Consider the following 15,895-nt stretch of genomic DNA (forward strand, 5'->3'; position numbering starts at 1 on the left):
TGTTTCGTCTCAACCGAGGCGCGCATTCTACGCTTTCCTCATTGCCTGTCAAGCGTTTATTTTGAAGTTTATTTCGAGAAACTCGTTCAACTTCAAACACTTGACTCGCTTCGATCTCTCGTAGCGGGAGGCGAATTCTACAGCGTTTCAGCACGCTGTCAACCTTCTTCTCAACCGCTGCCGATCTGTTCGATCGCAGCCCTTACAGCACCACCCGAACTAGCTAACCCATTGAATCTCAAGGAGTTTCGCGTTCCGATGTCGCTGGAAGTGGGGCGCATTATAAGGGGATTCGAAACCGCGTCAACCTTTAATTTCCTGTATTTGAAATATTCTGGCCGTGGGGTGGGAAGGCGCCGCTGATGGATGAAGCACTACCTTATATAGAAGAAGGAGGCCCCATGGCCTCCTTGCTCCCCAACAGCACGCTTACAAACTAGGGAATGCGAACTGCGATGCTTCATGGCTGGCCCGCTGCGGCCAGCGTTGAGTAATGGCCTTGCGCCGCGTGTAGAACCTCACGCCGTCTGGCCCGTAGGCATGCAGATCACCAAACAGCGAACGCTTCCAACCGCCGAAGCTGTGATAGGCCACAGGGACCGGCAGCGGAACGTTAACCCCTACCATGCCTACCTCGATTTCATCGCAGAACAACCGCGCCGCTTCACCGTCACGGGTAAAGATGCAGGTACCGTTGCCGTACTCGTGATCATTGATCAGTTGCATGGCCTGCTCAAGGCTGTCGACCCGTACTACACACAACACCGGCCCGAAGATCTCTTCCTTGTAGATGCGCATTTGCGGGGTCACTTTATCGAACAAGGTGCCGCCGACGAAATAGCCCTCTTCATTACCCGACACGCTCAAGCCGCGCCCGTCCACCACGAGCCTGGCGCCCGCCGCTACGCCTTCATCGATGTAGCCAACCACCTTGTCGCGAGCCGCCGCCGTGACCAGCGGCCCCATGTCCAGGCCGCACGACGTGCCCGCACCGATCTTCAGTGCCTTGATTTGCGGCTCAAGCTTGGCAATGAGCGCATCGGCCACCTGGTCACCCACGCACACCGCGACCGAAATGGCCATGCAGCGCTCACCGCACGAACCATAGGCAGCCCCCATCAGCGCACTGACGGCATTGTCCAGGTCGGCATCGGGCATCAGCACTGCATGGTTCTTCGCGCCGCCCAGTGCCTGGACGCGCTTGCCACGCTTGGTACCCTCAGCGTAGATGTACTCGGCAATTGGCGTAGAACCCACGAAGCTCAACGCCTTGACCTCCGGCGCCTCGATCAGGGCATCCACCGCTTCCTTGTCACCGTGCACCACATTGAGGATGCCTTTGGGCAAGCCCGCTTCCAGCAACAGCTGGGCGATGAACAGCGTCGAGCTGGGGTCACGCTCCGACGGCTTGAGGATGAATGCGTTGCCGCACGCGATTGCCAGTGGATACATCCACAGTGGCACCATCGCCGGGAAGTTGAATGGCGTGATCCCCGCTACTACCCCCAGCGGTTGAAAGTCGGACCAGGCGTCGATGTTGGGGCCCACGTTTCGGCTGTACTCGCCCTTGAGCAATTCAGGTGCAGCGCAGGCGAACTCGACGTTCTCGATACCACGCTTCAACTCCCCGGCAGCGTCTTCCAGGGTCTTGCCATGCTCCTCGCTAATCATTTGTGCGATTCGCGCTTCGTTCTGCTCGAGCAGTTGCTTGAAACGGAACATGACTTGGGCGCGCTTGGCCGGCGGGGTATTGCGCCAGGCCGGGAACGCGACCTTGGCAGCATCGATGGCTTGCTGCACGGTCGCACGACTGGCCAGTTCGACCTTGCGAATGGCCTGGCCAGTGGAGGGGTTGAACACATCGGCGGTGCGCTCGCCCTTGGTAACCAAGTCACCGTTGATCAGGTGCTGAACAATGCTCATGTAACACTCCAGATAGAAAAAGGCGTGGCAGGCGTGTGTGCGACAGGCGCCTGCCTTGAACGCAGGAAATCAGTCGATCAGGTTCAGCGTCTCGCCCACGGCATCGAACAGACGGTCCAGCTCTTCAGGTTTGGTGTTGAAGGTTGGGCCGAACTGCAAGGTGTCGCCGCCGAATCGCACATAGAAGCCCGCTTTCCACAGTTTCATCGCCGCTTCATAAGGGCGCACGATGGCGTCTCCGTCCCGGGCGGCGATCTGGATGGCGCCTGCCAGGCCAAAGTTGCGGATATCGACGATGTTCTTGGTGCCTTTGACGCCGTGCAGCAGGTTCTCAAAATGCGGCGCCAGGTCTGCAGCGGACTGTACGAGGTTTTCCTTCTGCAGCAGATCCAGCGCAGCAAGCCCTGCCGCACAGGCGACCGGGTGTGCAGAGTAGGTATAGCCATGGGGGAATTCCACGGCATAGTCCGGCGTCGGCTGGTTCATGAACGTGTGGTAGATCTCGCTGCTGGCAACCACCGCCCCCATGGGGATCGCCCCGTTGGTCACCTGCTTGGCGATGCACATCAGGTCAGGCGTAACGCCAAAGGCCTCGGCGCCGGTCATCGCGCCCATGCGGCCGAAGCCGGTGATCACTTCGTCGAAGATCAGCAGGATATTGTGCTGGGTGCAGATTTCACGTAGACGCTTGAGGTAACCCTTGGGCGGCGGCAGCACGCCGGCCGAACCTGCCAGCGGCTCGACGATCACCGCTGCAATATTGGATGCATCGTGCAGCTCGATCAGCTTGAGCATCTCGTCAGCCAGCGCAATGCCGCCTTCCTCCGGCAGGCCCTTGGTGAACGCGTTGACCGGCAATACGGTGTGCGGCAGATGATCGACGTCCAGCAACTGCCCGAACATCTTGCGGTTGCCGTTGACGCCGCCCAGGCTGGTACCGGCGATGTTAACCCCGTGGTAGCCACGGGCGCGGCCAATGATCTTGGTCTTGGTGGCCTGGCCTTTCAGGCGCCAGTAGGCGCGCACCATCTTCAAGGCCGTATCGGCACATTCGGAGCCTGAGTTGGTGTAGAACACATGGTTCAGGTCACCCGGCGTCAGTTCGGCAATCTTTTCAGCCAGCTGGAAGGACAGCGGGTGCCCGAACTGAAACCCCGGCGAGTAGTCAAGGGTGCCGATCTGGCGCGACACCGCCTCGGTGATTTCCTTGCGGGTATGGCCCGCGCCACATGTCCACAACCCGGACAGGGCATCGAAGATCCTGCGCCCCTTGTCGTCCACCAGATGATTGCCATCGGCCGCCACGATCAGCCGAGGATCGCGCTGGAAATTGCGGTTGGCGGTATAGGGCATCCAGTGCGCATCCAGCTTGAGCTGGCTGGCGATACCGGCAGGCGCGGTTTGGAGCATGTTCATCGGCGGTTCCTCGGAAGACGATTAGGCAACGATGGATGTTGTTGCAGCTAACTTGGCACGGCGATAAAGTCTGAAAAAGCCTGCATTTCTAACCTTTACACAGGCCACGACTAAACTGATGAGCCGACGCCCCGATCCGCTTGCACAAGTCAGCGACTTCGATATTCGCCTGTTGAAAATCTACCGCAGCGTGGTGGAATGTGGCGGGTTTTCTGCCGCAGAAAACGTGCTGGGTATCGGGCGATCGGCTATCAGTCAGCAGATGAACGATCTTGAACAGCGTCTGGGCTTGCGCTTGTGCCAGCGCGGGCGTGCAGGGTTCTCGCTGACCGAGGAAGGCCGGGAGGTCTATCACTCGGCGCTGCAACTGCTCAGCGCGCTGGAAACCTTCCGCACCGAAGTCAACGGCCTGCACCAGCATTTGCGCGGCGAGTTGAACATAGGCCTGACCGACAACCTCGTCACCTTGCCTCATATGCGCATTACCCATGCGCTGGCTGAACTCAAGGACCGGGGTCCGGACGTGCGTATCCAGATCCGCATGATCGCACCCAGCCAGGTGGAGCACGGTGTTCTCGATGGCAGTCTGCATGTGGGCGTCGTCCCCCAGACCAGCCCGTTGTCGGGGCTGGAATATCAACCGCTGTATAGCGAACGCTCGCTGCTGTACTGCGCCGTCGGTCATCCGCTGTTCTACGCCGATGACGATCTGCTCGACGATGAACGCCTCAATCGCCAGGAGGCCATTGCCCCGACCTTCCGCTTGCCTGCCGAAATCCAGGCGCACTACCAGGTGCTCAACTGCACGGCCAGCGCGTCGGATCGCGAAGGCATGGCGTTCCTGATCCTGACAGGGCGCTACATGGGTTACCTGCCTGATCACTACGCTGCGCTCTGGGTCCAGCAAGGACGACTACGAGCGCTCAAGCCCCAGCAACGCTTCTATGACCTGAGCTTGAGCTGGGTGACGCGAAAAGGCAGACGGCCCAACCTGGTGCTTGAGAGTTTTCTGGAAAGTCTGGCTGCGACACGTTGATGCCACTCTCTGCCGCCAATGCTTGTTACTTTGCCGTGGGAAGGTAATCTTGTCCTACAGACGCAGCCATCCCCCTGCACGGAATCGTTCATGACATTAGAAGTCCCTGCGCACCGCCTATCCGCCTCCGGCAAACCCGCAGGCCGTATCCGACAGAAAAATGAACAGGCCATCATCAAGGCCGCCGAAGACGAGTTCGCCCGTCATGGCTTCAAGGGCACCAGCATGAACACCATCGCCCTCAAGGCAGGGCTGCCCAAAGCCAACCTGCATTATTACTTCACCAATAAGCTGGGCCTGTACATTGCCGTACTCAGCAACATCATCGAGCTATGGGACAGCACCTTCAACGCCTTGAGCGTCGAGGACGACCCGGGCGAGGCGCTTAGCCGGTACATTCGCACGAAGATGGAGTTCTCCAGGCGCAACCCGCAGGCGTCGCGAATCTTCGCCATGGAAGTGATCAGCGGCGGCTCCTGCCTGACCGAGTACTTCAGCGCTGACTACCGCGAGTGGTTCCGGGGCCGGGCGGCAGTGTTCCAAGCTTGGATGGATGCAGGCAAGATGGACCCTGTCGACCCGGTCCACCTGATCTTCCTGCTGTGGGGCAGCACCCAGCACTACGCCGATTTCGCCACCCAGATCTGCCAGGTGACCGGTCGCAGCCGGTTGACCAAGCAAGATATGGAAGATGCCAGCACCAACCTTATCCACATCATTCTCAAAGGATGCGGCATCGCGCCAGTTGCCTGACCGACATTTATGCCTTCTACCCTGCTCGACCTCTGCGAATTCCGCGAGGACATTCGCAAAAGCCGCTTCATTACCCTGGCCGGGCCCATCGCCAGTGCCAGCGATGCCATGAGCTTCATCGAGCATCACAGCGACCCCGACGCCACCCACAATTGCTGGGCATGGAAAATCGGGCCCCAATACCGCAGCAGCGACGACGGCGAACCTGGCGGCACGGCCGGCCGCCCGATTCTGTCAGCCATCGAGGCACAGGACTGCGATCAGGTGGTGGTGCTGGTCATCCGCTGGTACGGTGGCATTCAGCTTGGTACCGGCGGATTGGCCAGGGCATACGGCGGCGGCGCCAACAAATGCCTGCAACAGGCCCCCAAGCGCCTGCTGGTACAACGCAGCGAGTTCACTTGCAGTTGTGCATTCAGCGAATTGGCGCTGGTGAAACTGCGGGTCGCCGACGTCCAGGGTCTGGTGCTTGAAGAGCACTTCACCGCCAACGGTGTAGACCTGAAGATTGCCTTCGAAGATGTCCACAGGCTGCCTCTGCAACAACAATTGGCAGACCTGAGCCGCGGCCGAATCCTGCTGGCAAGTTGCTGAGTGTTGCCCACAGCAACTGTGGGCCTGGCTGTGGATAAGCTTGGGGCATACGCCTAGAGCCCAATGAGCATGCCCCCTCCATAGATTTGATCAAATTTTGACCAAGGTTACGAAATCGGCAGTTTCAGTTAAGCCAGCCTAAGTTATCCCCATGCGCAGGCGGTCATGCGACCAGATAACTGCGGTTTGCACACATTAATTGTGGAGCAGCCTGTGGATAACCCGTGAGTGAAACGACAGGGCACCTGTTGCACAAGGCCGCGCCGAGGGTTGCTCATTTTTCAAGCAGCAGGGCGACGCAGTGCAACGTCACAAATGGCCGGGCACACCCAGGCGTCCTATGAATTATGCTCACAGGCTCTAACAACCCTATGGAGCACGCTCATGGCCGATTCAAAAACCGCTCTGATCATCGGGGCCTCCCGCGGCCTGGGATTGGGCCTGGTCAACCGCCTGTACGAAGACGGGTGGAAGGTCACTGCCACAGTACGCAATCCGCAAAAACCAGGCGCTCTTGCTGATGTTCCGGGCGTGCGTATCGAACAGCTGGAAATGAATGACCCAGCCCAACTCGACACCCTGGCTGAGCGCCTGACCGGGCAGTTATTCGACCTGGTATTCATCAACGCAGGTGTCATGGGCCCTCTCCCACAGGATGTGGAAAACGTTACGCACCAAGAAATTGGTGATCTGTTCATGACCAATGTCGTTGCACCGATTCGTGTCGCACGCCGTCTGGTTGAACATGTACGCGAACAGACCGGTGTACTCGCCTTCATGAGTTCCATTCTGGGCAGTGTCGCAGTGCCTGATGGCGGGGAGATCTGCTTGTACAAGGCCAGCAAGGCTGCCCTGAACTCCATGATCAACAGTTTTGTGGTGGCCCAGCCGCGCCATGACCTGTGCGTATTGGCCATGCATCCAGGATGGGTAAAAACCGACATGGGCGGAGAAAACGCGGAGATCGACGTGCTGACCAGCACCCGTGGCATGCTTGAGCAGATCAAGGCCCAAAGTGGAACGGCGGGCCTTCGCTTCATCAACTACAAGGGCGAACCCTTGGTCTGGTGATTGGGCAGGTTGCCGCCATTGGGGCGCACGGCCAGGCCTGGCCCTGTAGAATGGCGGCAACCGTACCTGATTGAGATCACCTTATATGTATGACTGGTTGAACGCCCTGCCCAAGGCCGAACTGCACCTGCACCTTGAAGGCTCCCTGGAACCCGAGCTGCTGTTCGCCCTGGCCGAGCGCAACAAGATTGCTCTGCCCTGGGCTGATGTCGAGACGTTGCGCGGTGCGTACGCCTTCAACAACCTGCAGGAGTTTCTCGACCTGTACTACCAGGGCGCCGACGTTCTGCGCACCGAACAGGACTTCTACGACCTCACATGGGCTTACCTACAGCGTTGCAAAGCGCAGAATGTGATTCACACCGAGCCCTTCTTCGATCCACAGACACACACCGACCGCGGCATTCCTTTTGAAGTGGTGCTCAATGGCATCAACCAGGCACTCAAGGATGGCCGTGACCAGTTGGGCATCAGCAGCGGCCTGATCCTGAGCTTCCTTCGCCACCTGAGCGAAGACGAAGCCCAAAATACGTTGGACCAGGCCCTGCCGTTTCGCGATGCGTTCATTGCCGTTGGGCTGGACAGTTCCGAAATGGGCCACCCACCCAGCAAGTTCCAACGTGTGTTCGACAGGGCACGCAGCGAAGGCTTTGTGGCCGTTGCGCATGCCGGCGAGGAAGGCCCGCCTGAGTACATCTGGCAAGCGCTGGACCTGCTCCAGATCAAACGTATCGATCACGGCGTGCGCGCCATCGAAGACGAGCGCCTGATGCAGCGCATCATCGACGAGCAGATTCCCTTGACCGTGTGCCCATTGTCCAACACCAAGCTGTGCGTGTTCGACCACATGAGCCAACACAACATTCTCGACATGTTGGAAAAAGGCGTAAAAGTCACCGTCAACTCAGACGACCCAGCCTATTTCGGGGGCTACGTGACGGAAAACTTCCATGCCCTGCACACTCACCTGGGAATGACCCAAGACCAGGCTCGCCGGCTTGCCCAGAACAGCCTGGATGCGCGCCTGGTCTGACGCACTCAGCCCACCTGCAGCGTCTCGACCCGGGCGATGCGATTGATCTGCTGGATACCCAGCGGTGATATGTGCAGCGCCCGGGTATCCTCGGCCTCGCGTATCCATCCCGATTGCAGGAACAGGCGGAACAGCGCCTGGCCCAGAACGCCCCCCAGGTGCGGCTCCATGTCATGCCACTCGGTGCAGCGGCACATCGTGCATGCTCTGGGCTGATGCGGTGCCAACGCATCGATGTATACGCCAAGGCTAGCCAGTTGCGCCCGCCCCTCATCGCTGACCACCAACTGCCGCCCACAACCATCCAGCCATCCGGCCACTACCAGGCGGTGGTAGAGTTCGGCCGCAAGCTCACCGCCCAAGTGATCGCCGCACCGTCTGGCGCGTCGCACGGACATGGGCAATGTAGGGCGCGGCGTGTGGGCATGACGATTTCTTGCCTGTTCGAGCTGCACGCTGGCAAGGGCCTCCACAGCGGCGCCCACCTGAGGCGTTGCCAGGCGGAAATAACGTTTGCGCCCCCGGGCCTCATGCCGAAGCAGACCCGCTGAAGAAAGCAGCGAAAGGTGTGCACAAGCCGATGAGGCGCTTAGCCCGGTCATGATGGCCAACTCATTGGCCAGGCGGGGTGTGCCATCGATCAAGGCCCATAACATGGCACTGCGCTTGGGGTCGGCCATCAGGCTGGCGATCTGGCTGATGCTGCTGGCTGCGTTCATGTCCCTGTGACTCCCTGCAAATTCACTGTGTAGATGCGATGGCCGACCCTGGCCCACGAACGCCCTCGCTCGCGCTGGCCTGGCTCGTCAGTATAAGCCGCACCTGGAGCCACCCTGGCGCCACTGCCAGGCCTCGTTGTCGCAAAAATGCCACTGGGTAGGGCTACCCTTTGCAGGAGGCTTCTTCAGCGGCATGTTCGCAAAACAGCCTGTATCTCGGCGGTTTGACAGAAAAAATGGCTCAGCATGGGATGAGTCAAGGCATATCGCTTATTGCGAATTCGGAAGATGCCCACAGCCGTCTTCACCAAATAGCGCAGATATTATCGAAGGTTCTTCATGCCTCACACCGAGCGCCTCGATTGCAGGCGCCGCGTCAACAGCGCAACCGTTACCACCAGCGCCCCGCACAGGCTCATCACCAACGCCATGGGCACCGCGCTGCCATCGTGCAGTACACCCACCAACGCCGCCGCCCCTGCGGCAACACTGAACTGCACGCAGCCCATCAAGGCAGAAGCGCTGCCCGCCCGAGCGCCTTGCCCGCTCATGGCACAAGCAGAGGCATTGGGCAGAATGAACCCCAGGCTCGCGATGCACACGAACAGCGGTACCAATAGCGGCCAGAGCGCTGCGGGCTTGAACGCCGCCATGCTCAGCAATGTCAGGCCTGCTATCAGGTACACCCATACCGCACGGCTCAGCAGCCAAGCGGGCCCGCGTTTGGCCAGCAGGCGGGCGTTCACTTGAGCCGTCAGGATGAACCCCGCAGCATTGGCACCGAAGAACCAGCCGTAATGCTCGGCAGGTACCCCGTACAACTTGATGAACACGAACGGCGAGCCTGCGATGTAGGCGAACATGCCGGCAATGGCGATACCGCCCGTCAAGGCGTGCCCCAGGAACACGCGGTCGGCGAGCAGGCGCAGGTACTGACGCAAAGCGCCTGACAATGGCTGCCGGGGAATATGATCAGGCATGCTTTCAGGCAGCCCAAGGCTGACGGCGAGCAGGCAGCCGGCACTGAACAGGCTCAGGGACAGGAATATGAACTGCCACCCAACGTGGTTGACCAACACGCCGCCCAGCATGGGCGCAAGGATCGGCGCCAAACCCATGACCAGCACCAGTTGCGAGAACACTTTGGCCGAAGCCACCGGGTCGCACTTGTCGCTGACGATCGCCCGCGACAGCACCATACCCGCGCAGCCGCCCAGTGCCTGGACAAAGCGCGCCAGGATCAGGGTGTCTAGGTTGGGCGCATAAGCGCAGGCCAGCGATGCCAGGGTAAAAAGCGCCACGCCGAACAGCAATGGCTTGCGCCGACCGAAACGGTCAGCCACCGGGCCATAGAGCAACTGCCCGATGGACAGCCCGAGAAAGTAGGCGGCCAGGGTAGTCTGGACGTGTTTTTCATCAGTGGCGAACGCCTGGGCTATCGCCGGAAAGGCAGGCAGATAGAAGTCGATCGCCAAAGGCCCGAACGCACTGAGTGCGCCCAGGATAAGGACCATTCGCAGGTTCATCGGGAATCCATAGCAAGCTAACAAAGTTGCACATTCTACCTGCTGTGGACCCCGTCCTGCGCAAAACAATCCAACAATCGCGTTACCTGGCTCGAGCGCTTATGCAATCTCGGCCTGGTAACCCTCTTCCTGGATGGCCGCCCGTATCTGCGCCGGGTTAGCACTGCTGTCGACGCGGACCTGCTTCTTTGCCAAGTCGACATCGACCTTGGCAGCGCCATCTAGGGCTTGGACGGCTTGGGTAACCGCCTTCACGCAATGGCCACAGGTCATGCCTTCTACCGAGAATACGTGCATGGGAATACCTCCTCTGGGTTTTCAGCGAGTTTCAAGCTTGCCATGGGGGCAAGGTCAAGCGTGCGTGTCTGGAGGTGGCAATTCGCGTCCACCTCGGCCAAGCTGCGACTTTGAAACAGGCAAGCAGGAGAGTGTTCATGTTCAGGACAGCAATGGGCTTCATCGGGCTGCTGGGTGCGCTCGCGGCGGTGCCGCCGGCCATCGCCGAGGACAACTCGGCCTACAGCGTGCTGATCATTTCCCGCGAACGGCTTGAAGTGGCCACCAGTTGCGAGATCGGTGTCTACCTGAACGATCAACTGTCGGGGCGCCTGTTCCAGGAACAGTCCACGTCGTTCAACCTGCCTGCGGGCCCTGTCGATGTGCGCCTGCGCCTGCTGCCTGGGCAGACACCCGGTTGCGCCCCGGGCCTTGAAGATCAACGTAGCACCCGGTTGAACCTGCAAGCCGGGCAGATCAACAAGTACCGCATCGCGATGGGCCAGTATGGGATGGAGCTCAAGCGAACGCCGTTGGACTATTGACCTTCCCCGCATGGCAAGGTTGATGCTGGCAGCGTGCCCAAGGAGGAAATCATGTCCACGCCCGTCACTTATCACCTGCCCATCTCCGGCATGACCTGCGCCAGCTGCGCTGGCCGAGTGGAACGCGCCTTGCGCAAGGTCACCGGCGCAGAACACGTCACCGTCAACCTTGCCAACGAGCAGGCCCGTGTGCAGGCGCCGGCCGATAGCCTGGATGCACTGGTCAACGCTGTACACGCAGCCGGTTACGCGGTGCCCAGCCATACGGTGGAATTGCAGATCGCCGGCATGACCTGCGCCAGCTGCGTCGGCCGGGTCGAGCGTGCGCTGGCCAAGGTGCAGGGGGTTCTCAAGGTCAGCGTCAATCTGGCCAACGAACGTGCCCACCTGAATGTCCTCGATGGCGTTCAGGATGCGGCGCTGATCGATGCGATAGGGCAAGCCGGTTACCACGCCAGCCTGCCGCACGCATCCGAAAGTGAACAGGCGACGACCCAACGCCGCTTGCGCCGGGAACGCCTTGCAGTCGCCGCGGCGCTGCTGCTGGCTTTTCCCCTGGTGTTGCCCATGCTGGTACAACCGTTGGGCCTGCACTGGATGCTGTCGGCCTGGGCGCAGTTTCTGCTGGCAACGCCGGTGCAGTTCATCCTGGGCGCCCGCTTCTATGTGGCGGCCTGGAAAGCCGTGCGTGCGCGCAGCGGCAACATGGACCTGCTGGTTGCCCTCGGTACCAGTGCCGGTTACGGCTTGAGTCTTTATCAATGGGCCAACGCGCCATCGGGTAGCACACCCCACCTCTACTTCGAAGCCAGTGCAGTGGTCATCGCCCTGGTCATGCTGGGCAAGTACCTGGAGAGCCGTGCCAAGCGCCAGACCGCCAGCGCCATACGCGCACTGGAAGCGCTGCGTCCCGAGCGTGCGTTAAGGGTCATCGATGGCGTCGAGCAGGAGGTCGCCATCGCCCACCTGCGCGTGGGTGACCTGGTCATGGTCAAGCCAGGTGAGCGTTTTCCGGTCGACGGTATCGTCGAAGACGGCCACAGCCATGCCGATGAAGCCCTGATCAGCGGCGAAAGCCTACCAGTAGCCAAGCAACCCGGGGACAGCGTCACCGGGGGTGCGATCAACGGCGAGGGTCGGTTGCTGGTCCGCACGCAGGCGCTTGGCACAGAGACCGTCCTGGCTCGCATCATCCGCCTGGTCGAAGACGCCCAGGCTGCCAAGGCTCCCATTCAGAAACTGGTCGACCGAGTCAGCCAGGTCTTCGTGCCGGCGGTACTGATACTCGCCGCGATGACCTTGTTGGGATGGTGGCTGGCCGGCGCGCCGTTTGAAACCGCCGTGATCAATGCAGTGGCCGTTCTGGTCATCGCCTGCCCATGCGCGCTAGGGCTGGCAACGCCGGCCGCGATCATGGCGGGCACAGGTGTTGCCGCACGTCACGGCATCCTCATCAAAGATGCAGAAGCACTCGAACGCGCGCAGGCCGTCAACCGCGTCGTATTCGATAAAACAGGTACGCTCACCTCCGGCAGCCCGAAAGTGGTGCATAGCCAAGCGCTGGACGGCGATACGGACAACCTTTACCGATTGGCCGGCGCGCTTCAGCGCGGCAGTGAACACCCGCTGGCCAAAGCCGTGCTGGACGCCTGCGCCGACCGTGGCCTGCGTGTGCCCGAGGTGACCGAGAGCCAGTCCCTGACCGGCCGCGGCATTGCCGGACGTGTCGATGGGCGTGACTTGGCACTGGGCAATCGCCGCCTGCTGCAAGACCTTGGCCTGGCGCCCGGTGAACTGGCCGCATCGGCTGACGCCTGGGAAGCACAGGGGCGCACCTTGTCCTGGCTCGTCCAGAGCGGGGCCTCACCCAGCGTGCTTGGCCTGATCGCGTTCGGCGACAGCCTCAAGCCCGGGGCCGATCAGGCGGTCCAGACCCTGCGCAATCAGCACATCAGCAGCTACTTGCTCACTGGCGACAACCGGGGCAGCGCCATGGCCGTGGCGGCCGCCCTCGGCATTACCGATGCCTACGCCGAGGTGCTGCCAGCGGACAAAGCCGCCACCGTGGAAGCCCTCAAGCAGGGCGGTGCCGTTGCCATGGTCGGCGACGGCGTCAACGACGCACCGGCGTTGGCGGCTGCAGACATCGGCATCGCCATGGGCGGTGGCACGGATGTGGCCATGCAGGCCGCCGGCATCACCCTGATGCGCGGTGATCCGCGGCTGGTGCCAGCAGCCCTTGAAATCAGCCGTAGAACCTACGCAAAGATTCGCCAGAACCTATTCTGGGCGTTCATCTACAACCTCGTCGGCATCCCGCTGGCTGCCTTCGGTTACCTCAACCCGGTCATGGCAGGCGCGGCCATGGCGCTCTCCAGCGTCAGCGTGGTCAGTAATGCGCTGTTGCTCAAGGCCTGGAAGCCCGCCCTCGATCAGGAGGCACCATGAACATTGGCCAAGCGGCAGCCCGTACCGGGCTCAGCACCAAGATGATCCGCTATTACGAATCCATCGGCCTGCTCAAGCCTGCCTTGCGCAGCGACAGCGGTTATCGGATCTATCAGCCTGCGGACCTGCATGCTTTGGCCTTCATCAAACGCTCGCGCGACCTGGGGTTTTCCCTTGAGGAAGTCGGCAAGTTGCTCACCTTGTGGCAGGACCGGCAGCGAGCCAGCGCCGATGTCAAGGCACTGGCCAGCCAGCATATCGATGCGTTGAACAGGCGCATCGAGGAACTGGTTGGCCTGCGCGATACCCTGATCGAGCTGGTTTCCAGTTGCCACGGCGATGACCGCCCGGACTGTCCGATTCTCAAGGAACTGGCCAACGAAGCGCCGGGTCGCTGCTGCCGCTGAGCATTCCCGGCAGCCCCGCAACCAAGCTCATAGGGCATACCCGTCCAAACGCGACCGAATAGGCATCAATAGCGACTTCGCCCAATATTTACGGGCGTTTTCCTACATAAAATTCGGTTGCTGCCGATGCATTAGGTACCTGTCTCATGTGTCGACAACAATAATTCGGGAGCGCCGATGAGCATCAAACAGAAACTGACCTGGGCCTTTGCGATCATCGCCGCCCTGCCCATCGTGCTGGTGGCCACCTTGGTGGTACTGAACCTACGCGGCGAGGCCAGGGACGGCTTCCTCGACAGCAGCAGTCGAGAAATCCGTCAGGTCAGCAACGCGATGAACATCTTCTTCCAAGGCATCAGCCAGAACGTGGAGTACATGGCCTCGCAACCCTTGGTGGCGGCCACTGGCAACGAACTGACCAAGTACATGAGCGCCACGCCGTCCTACGAACTGGGCGAGCAATCGAGCAAGATTCTGGCGTTCATGACCAGCCTGGCCAATGCCCATCCTGCCTATGCCTACCTCTCCTACGGGGTCGCCGACGGGGGCTACGTCGGCTGGCCGGCAGGGCAGAAGTTCGTCAACTACGATCCGCGTACACGCCCTTGGTACCAGCTGGCCATGGCTAACCCTGGCAAGACCCTGCGCACCGGTGCCTACTACTGGGCCGCCGACGATGCCGTGCTGGTCAGCACCGTACGTGCCGTGGCCAACCAGCTGGGTAACCCTGGCGGCGTGGTCAACGTCGACGTTTCCATCAAAGGCCTCACCGAAATCGTCAAGCAGATCAAGCTGGGCGAGAGCGGGTACCTGCTGCTGGTCGAAAACAACGGCAATGTCCTGGTAGACCCGCGGGACACTGCGCACAACTTCAAACAACTGGCGAGCTTCGGCGACGGTTACGCCGAGCTTGCCAAGCACGGCAAGGGCCTGGCTGAGGTCGAGCTGGACGGTGTTCGCTACATGGCCAATATCTACCCGGACGAACAGCTGGGCTGGACGCTGATCGGGCTGATCGAGCAGCGCGAGGTGATGCAGACCACCACCCGCCTGACCTGGCTGATCGGGATCGTCGCGCTGGTACTGGCTGCCGTGTTCGCTGTCGTGGGTGCCACATTCGCCAAACTGATCGTGCGCCCGATCAACAGCGTCACCAATGGGCTTGAAGACATCGCCCAGGGCGAAGGGGACCTGACCCGCAACCTGGAAATTCGCGGCCGTGATGAAACTGCCCAGCTGGCGAGCTGGTTCAACCAGTTCCTGGGGGCCATTCGTAGCCTGATCCAGCACATCAGCGCCGCAGCCGGCAACATCCTCAACACCTCCACCAGCTCGACCCGCGTGTCCAGCGACATGGCCGAGGCCGCCGGGCGCCAGCGTGAGGCCGTTGACATGGTGTCCACCGCCTTCCATGAAATGGTCGCCACTGCCAACGAGGTCGCGCGCTCCTGCAGCCAGGCGGCGCAGTCGGCCGACAGCGGCCAGCAGCAGGCGCGCGAAGGCCAGCAGCAGATCGATGCCGCCGTCAGCAGCGTCGACCGCCTGAGCCACGAGATCGAGCAGTCGGCGCAGTCGATCCAGCAGCTTGAGCGCGACAGCAACGCCATCCAGTCGATCCTGGGCACCATTCGCTCCATTGCCGAGCAGACCAACCTGCTGGCGCTCAACGCCGCCATCGAAGCTGCCCGTGCCGGTGAGCAAGGGCGCGGGTTCGCGGTGGTGGCCGACGAAGTACGTGCCCTGGCCAAGCGAACCGCCGACTCCACGGCCGAAATCGACGGCCTGCTGGGCAACCTGGCCGGGCGCACGGCCGAGGTGGCGGCGCAAATGCACGCCAGCCTCGAAGTTTCGCAGCAATCGGTGAGCCGTATCGGCATGGCCCGCGACAGCTTTGGGCAAATACGCGAGTCGGTGGACGTGATCCGTGACATGAACACGCAGATCGCCACGGCAGCCGAAGAGCAGCACCAGGTAGCCGAGGACATCAACCGGCACATCAGCCAGATCCACGGCGATGCCCAGCTGGTGGCGGAACTGGCCCAGGCCGCCCGCCAGGACTCCGAAAGCCTCGCCGGCCTGTCCAACGAGCTGGACTCACTGGTGCGCAGGTTCCGTACCTGACGGCAAGAGCTTCGCGAGCATCGGGCC

The 15,895-nt window shown here is 61.2% G+C and carries 14 protein-coding genes and 2 pseudogenes; 11 read left to right on the forward strand and 5 right to left on the reverse strand.

Translation table 11 applies throughout. The features are described 5' to 3' along the window. Positions 1–363, forward strand: a pseudogene (locus tag ACF8E5_RS21195) (hypothetical protein); the annotation flags it as partial. Between the two features lie 66 nt (positions 364–429). Here the strand turns inward: ACF8E5_RS21195 and ACF8E5_RS21200 are convergent. Together ACF8E5_RS21200 and ACF8E5_RS21205 are read right to left on the reverse strand one after the other, a co-directional pair. Continuing rightward, entirely contained in the window at positions 430–1,923 is a 1,494-nt protein-coding gene (locus tag ACF8E5_RS21200; protein WP_145256338.1) for a CoA-acylating methylmalonate-semialdehyde dehydrogenase, read from the reverse strand. Between the two features lie 69 nt (positions 1,924–1,992). Beyond that, positions 1,993–3,339: an aspartate aminotransferase family protein gene (locus tag ACF8E5_RS21205; RefSeq protein WP_058638387.1), complete on the reverse strand. Its 1,347-nt coding sequence runs from the start codon at positions 3,337–3,339 to the stop codon at positions 1,993–1,995. A gap of 115 nt (positions 3,340–3,454) precedes the next feature. Between ACF8E5_RS21205 and ACF8E5_RS21210 the strand changes: the two genes are divergently transcribed. The 5 genes from ACF8E5_RS21210 to ACF8E5_RS21230 all read left to right on the forward strand — a co-directional run bounded on the left by ACF8E5_RS21210 (position 3,455) and on the right by ACF8E5_RS21230 (position 7,826). After that, the gene (locus ACF8E5_RS21210; protein WP_178091277.1) at positions 3,455–4,375 is read left to right on the forward strand and encodes a LysR family transcriptional regulator; all 921 of its coding nucleotides are present in this window, start codon (positions 3,455–3,457) and stop codon (positions 4,373–4,375) included. A 90-nt stretch (positions 4,376–4,465) separates the two neighbouring features. Continuing rightward, the gene (locus ACF8E5_RS21215; RefSeq protein WP_023535181.1) at positions 4,466–5,128 is read left to right on the forward strand and encodes a TetR/AcrR family transcriptional regulator; all 663 of its coding nucleotides are present in this window, start codon (positions 4,466–4,468) and stop codon (positions 5,126–5,128) included. Positions 5,129–5,137: 9 nt separating this feature from the next. Continuing rightward, the gene (locus tag ACF8E5_RS21220) at positions 5,138–5,722 is read left to right on the forward strand and encodes an IMPACT family protein (RefSeq protein WP_392475757.1); all 585 of its coding nucleotides are present in this window, start codon (positions 5,138–5,140) and stop codon (positions 5,720–5,722) included. Positions 5,723–6,106: 384 nt separating this feature from the next. Next, entirely contained in the window at positions 6,107–6,793 is a 687-nt protein-coding gene (locus ACF8E5_RS21225) for an SDR family oxidoreductase (RefSeq protein ID WP_392475758.1), read from the forward strand. A gap of 85 nt (positions 6,794–6,878) precedes the next feature. Then, a complete protein-coding gene (locus ACF8E5_RS21230) occupies positions 6,879–7,826 on the forward strand; it encodes an adenosine deaminase (RefSeq protein WP_058638390.1) in 948 nt (315 codons plus the stop codon). A gap of 5 nt (positions 7,827–7,831) precedes the next feature. On the opposite strand, the gene ACF8E5_RS21235 is transcribed toward ACF8E5_RS21230, so the two are convergent. The 3 genes from ACF8E5_RS21235 to ACF8E5_RS21245 form a co-directional block, all read right to left on the reverse strand. Next, positions 7,832–8,545 (reverse strand): helix-turn-helix transcriptional regulator, encoded by a 714-nt coding sequence (locus ACF8E5_RS21235; protein ID WP_058605269.1) that lies wholly within the window; start codon positions 8,543–8,545, stop codon positions 7,832–7,834. A 344-nt stretch (positions 8,546–8,889) separates the two neighbouring features. Then, positions 8,890–10,071, reverse strand: a complete 1,182-nt coding sequence (locus ACF8E5_RS21240) for a multidrug effflux MFS transporter (protein ID WP_392475759.1) — start codon at positions 10,069–10,071, stop codon at positions 8,890–8,892. 99 nt (positions 10,072–10,170) lie between these two features. Continuing rightward, the gene (locus ACF8E5_RS21245; protein ID WP_058638393.1) at positions 10,171–10,368 is read right to left on the reverse strand and encodes a heavy-metal-associated domain-containing protein; all 198 of its coding nucleotides are present in this window, start codon (positions 10,366–10,368) and stop codon (positions 10,171–10,173) included. Between the two features lie 137 nt (positions 10,369–10,505). Here ACF8E5_RS21245 and ACF8E5_RS21250 point away from each other — a divergent pair, with 137 nt between their 5' ends. The 5 genes and pseudogenes from ACF8E5_RS21250 to ACF8E5_RS21270 all read left to right on the forward strand — a co-directional run bounded on the left by ACF8E5_RS21250 (position 10,506) and on the right by ACF8E5_RS21270 (position 15,868). Further along, entirely contained in the window at positions 10,506–10,892 is a 387-nt protein-coding gene (locus tag ACF8E5_RS21250; RefSeq protein WP_058638394.1) for a hypothetical protein, read from the forward strand. A 51-nt stretch (positions 10,893–10,943) separates the two neighbouring features. Beyond that, on the forward strand, positions 10,944–13,340 hold the full coding sequence (locus ACF8E5_RS21255; RefSeq protein ID WP_392475760.1) for a heavy metal translocating P-type ATPase: 2,397 nt from the start codon (positions 10,944–10,946) through the stop codon (positions 13,338–13,340). Beyond that, entirely contained in the window at positions 13,337–13,747 is a 411-nt protein-coding gene (gene cueR, locus ACF8E5_RS21260; protein WP_196121721.1) for a Cu(I)-responsive transcriptional regulator, read from the forward strand. The genes ACF8E5_RS21255 and cueR overlap by 4 nt, the downstream gene beginning before the upstream one ends. Before the next feature lie 375 nt (positions 13,748–14,122). After that, positions 14,123–15,010 (forward strand): annotated as a pseudogene (locus ACF8E5_RS21265) (sensor histidine kinase); the annotation flags it as partial. A 129-nt stretch (positions 15,011–15,139) separates the two neighbouring features. Further along, positions 15,140–15,868, forward strand: coding sequence for a methyl-accepting chemotaxis protein (locus ACF8E5_RS21270; RefSeq protein WP_392475787.1), 729 nt, complete (start codon positions 15,140–15,142; stop codon positions 15,866–15,868). Positions 15,869–15,895 lie beyond the last annotated feature (27 nt).

The sequence above is a fragment of the Pseudomonas sp. WSY_20 genome (genome assembly GCF_043104335.1).
Classification (GTDB): domain Bacteria; phylum Pseudomonadota; class Gammaproteobacteria; order Pseudomonadales; family Pseudomonadaceae; genus Aquipseudomonas; species Aquipseudomonas parafulva_B.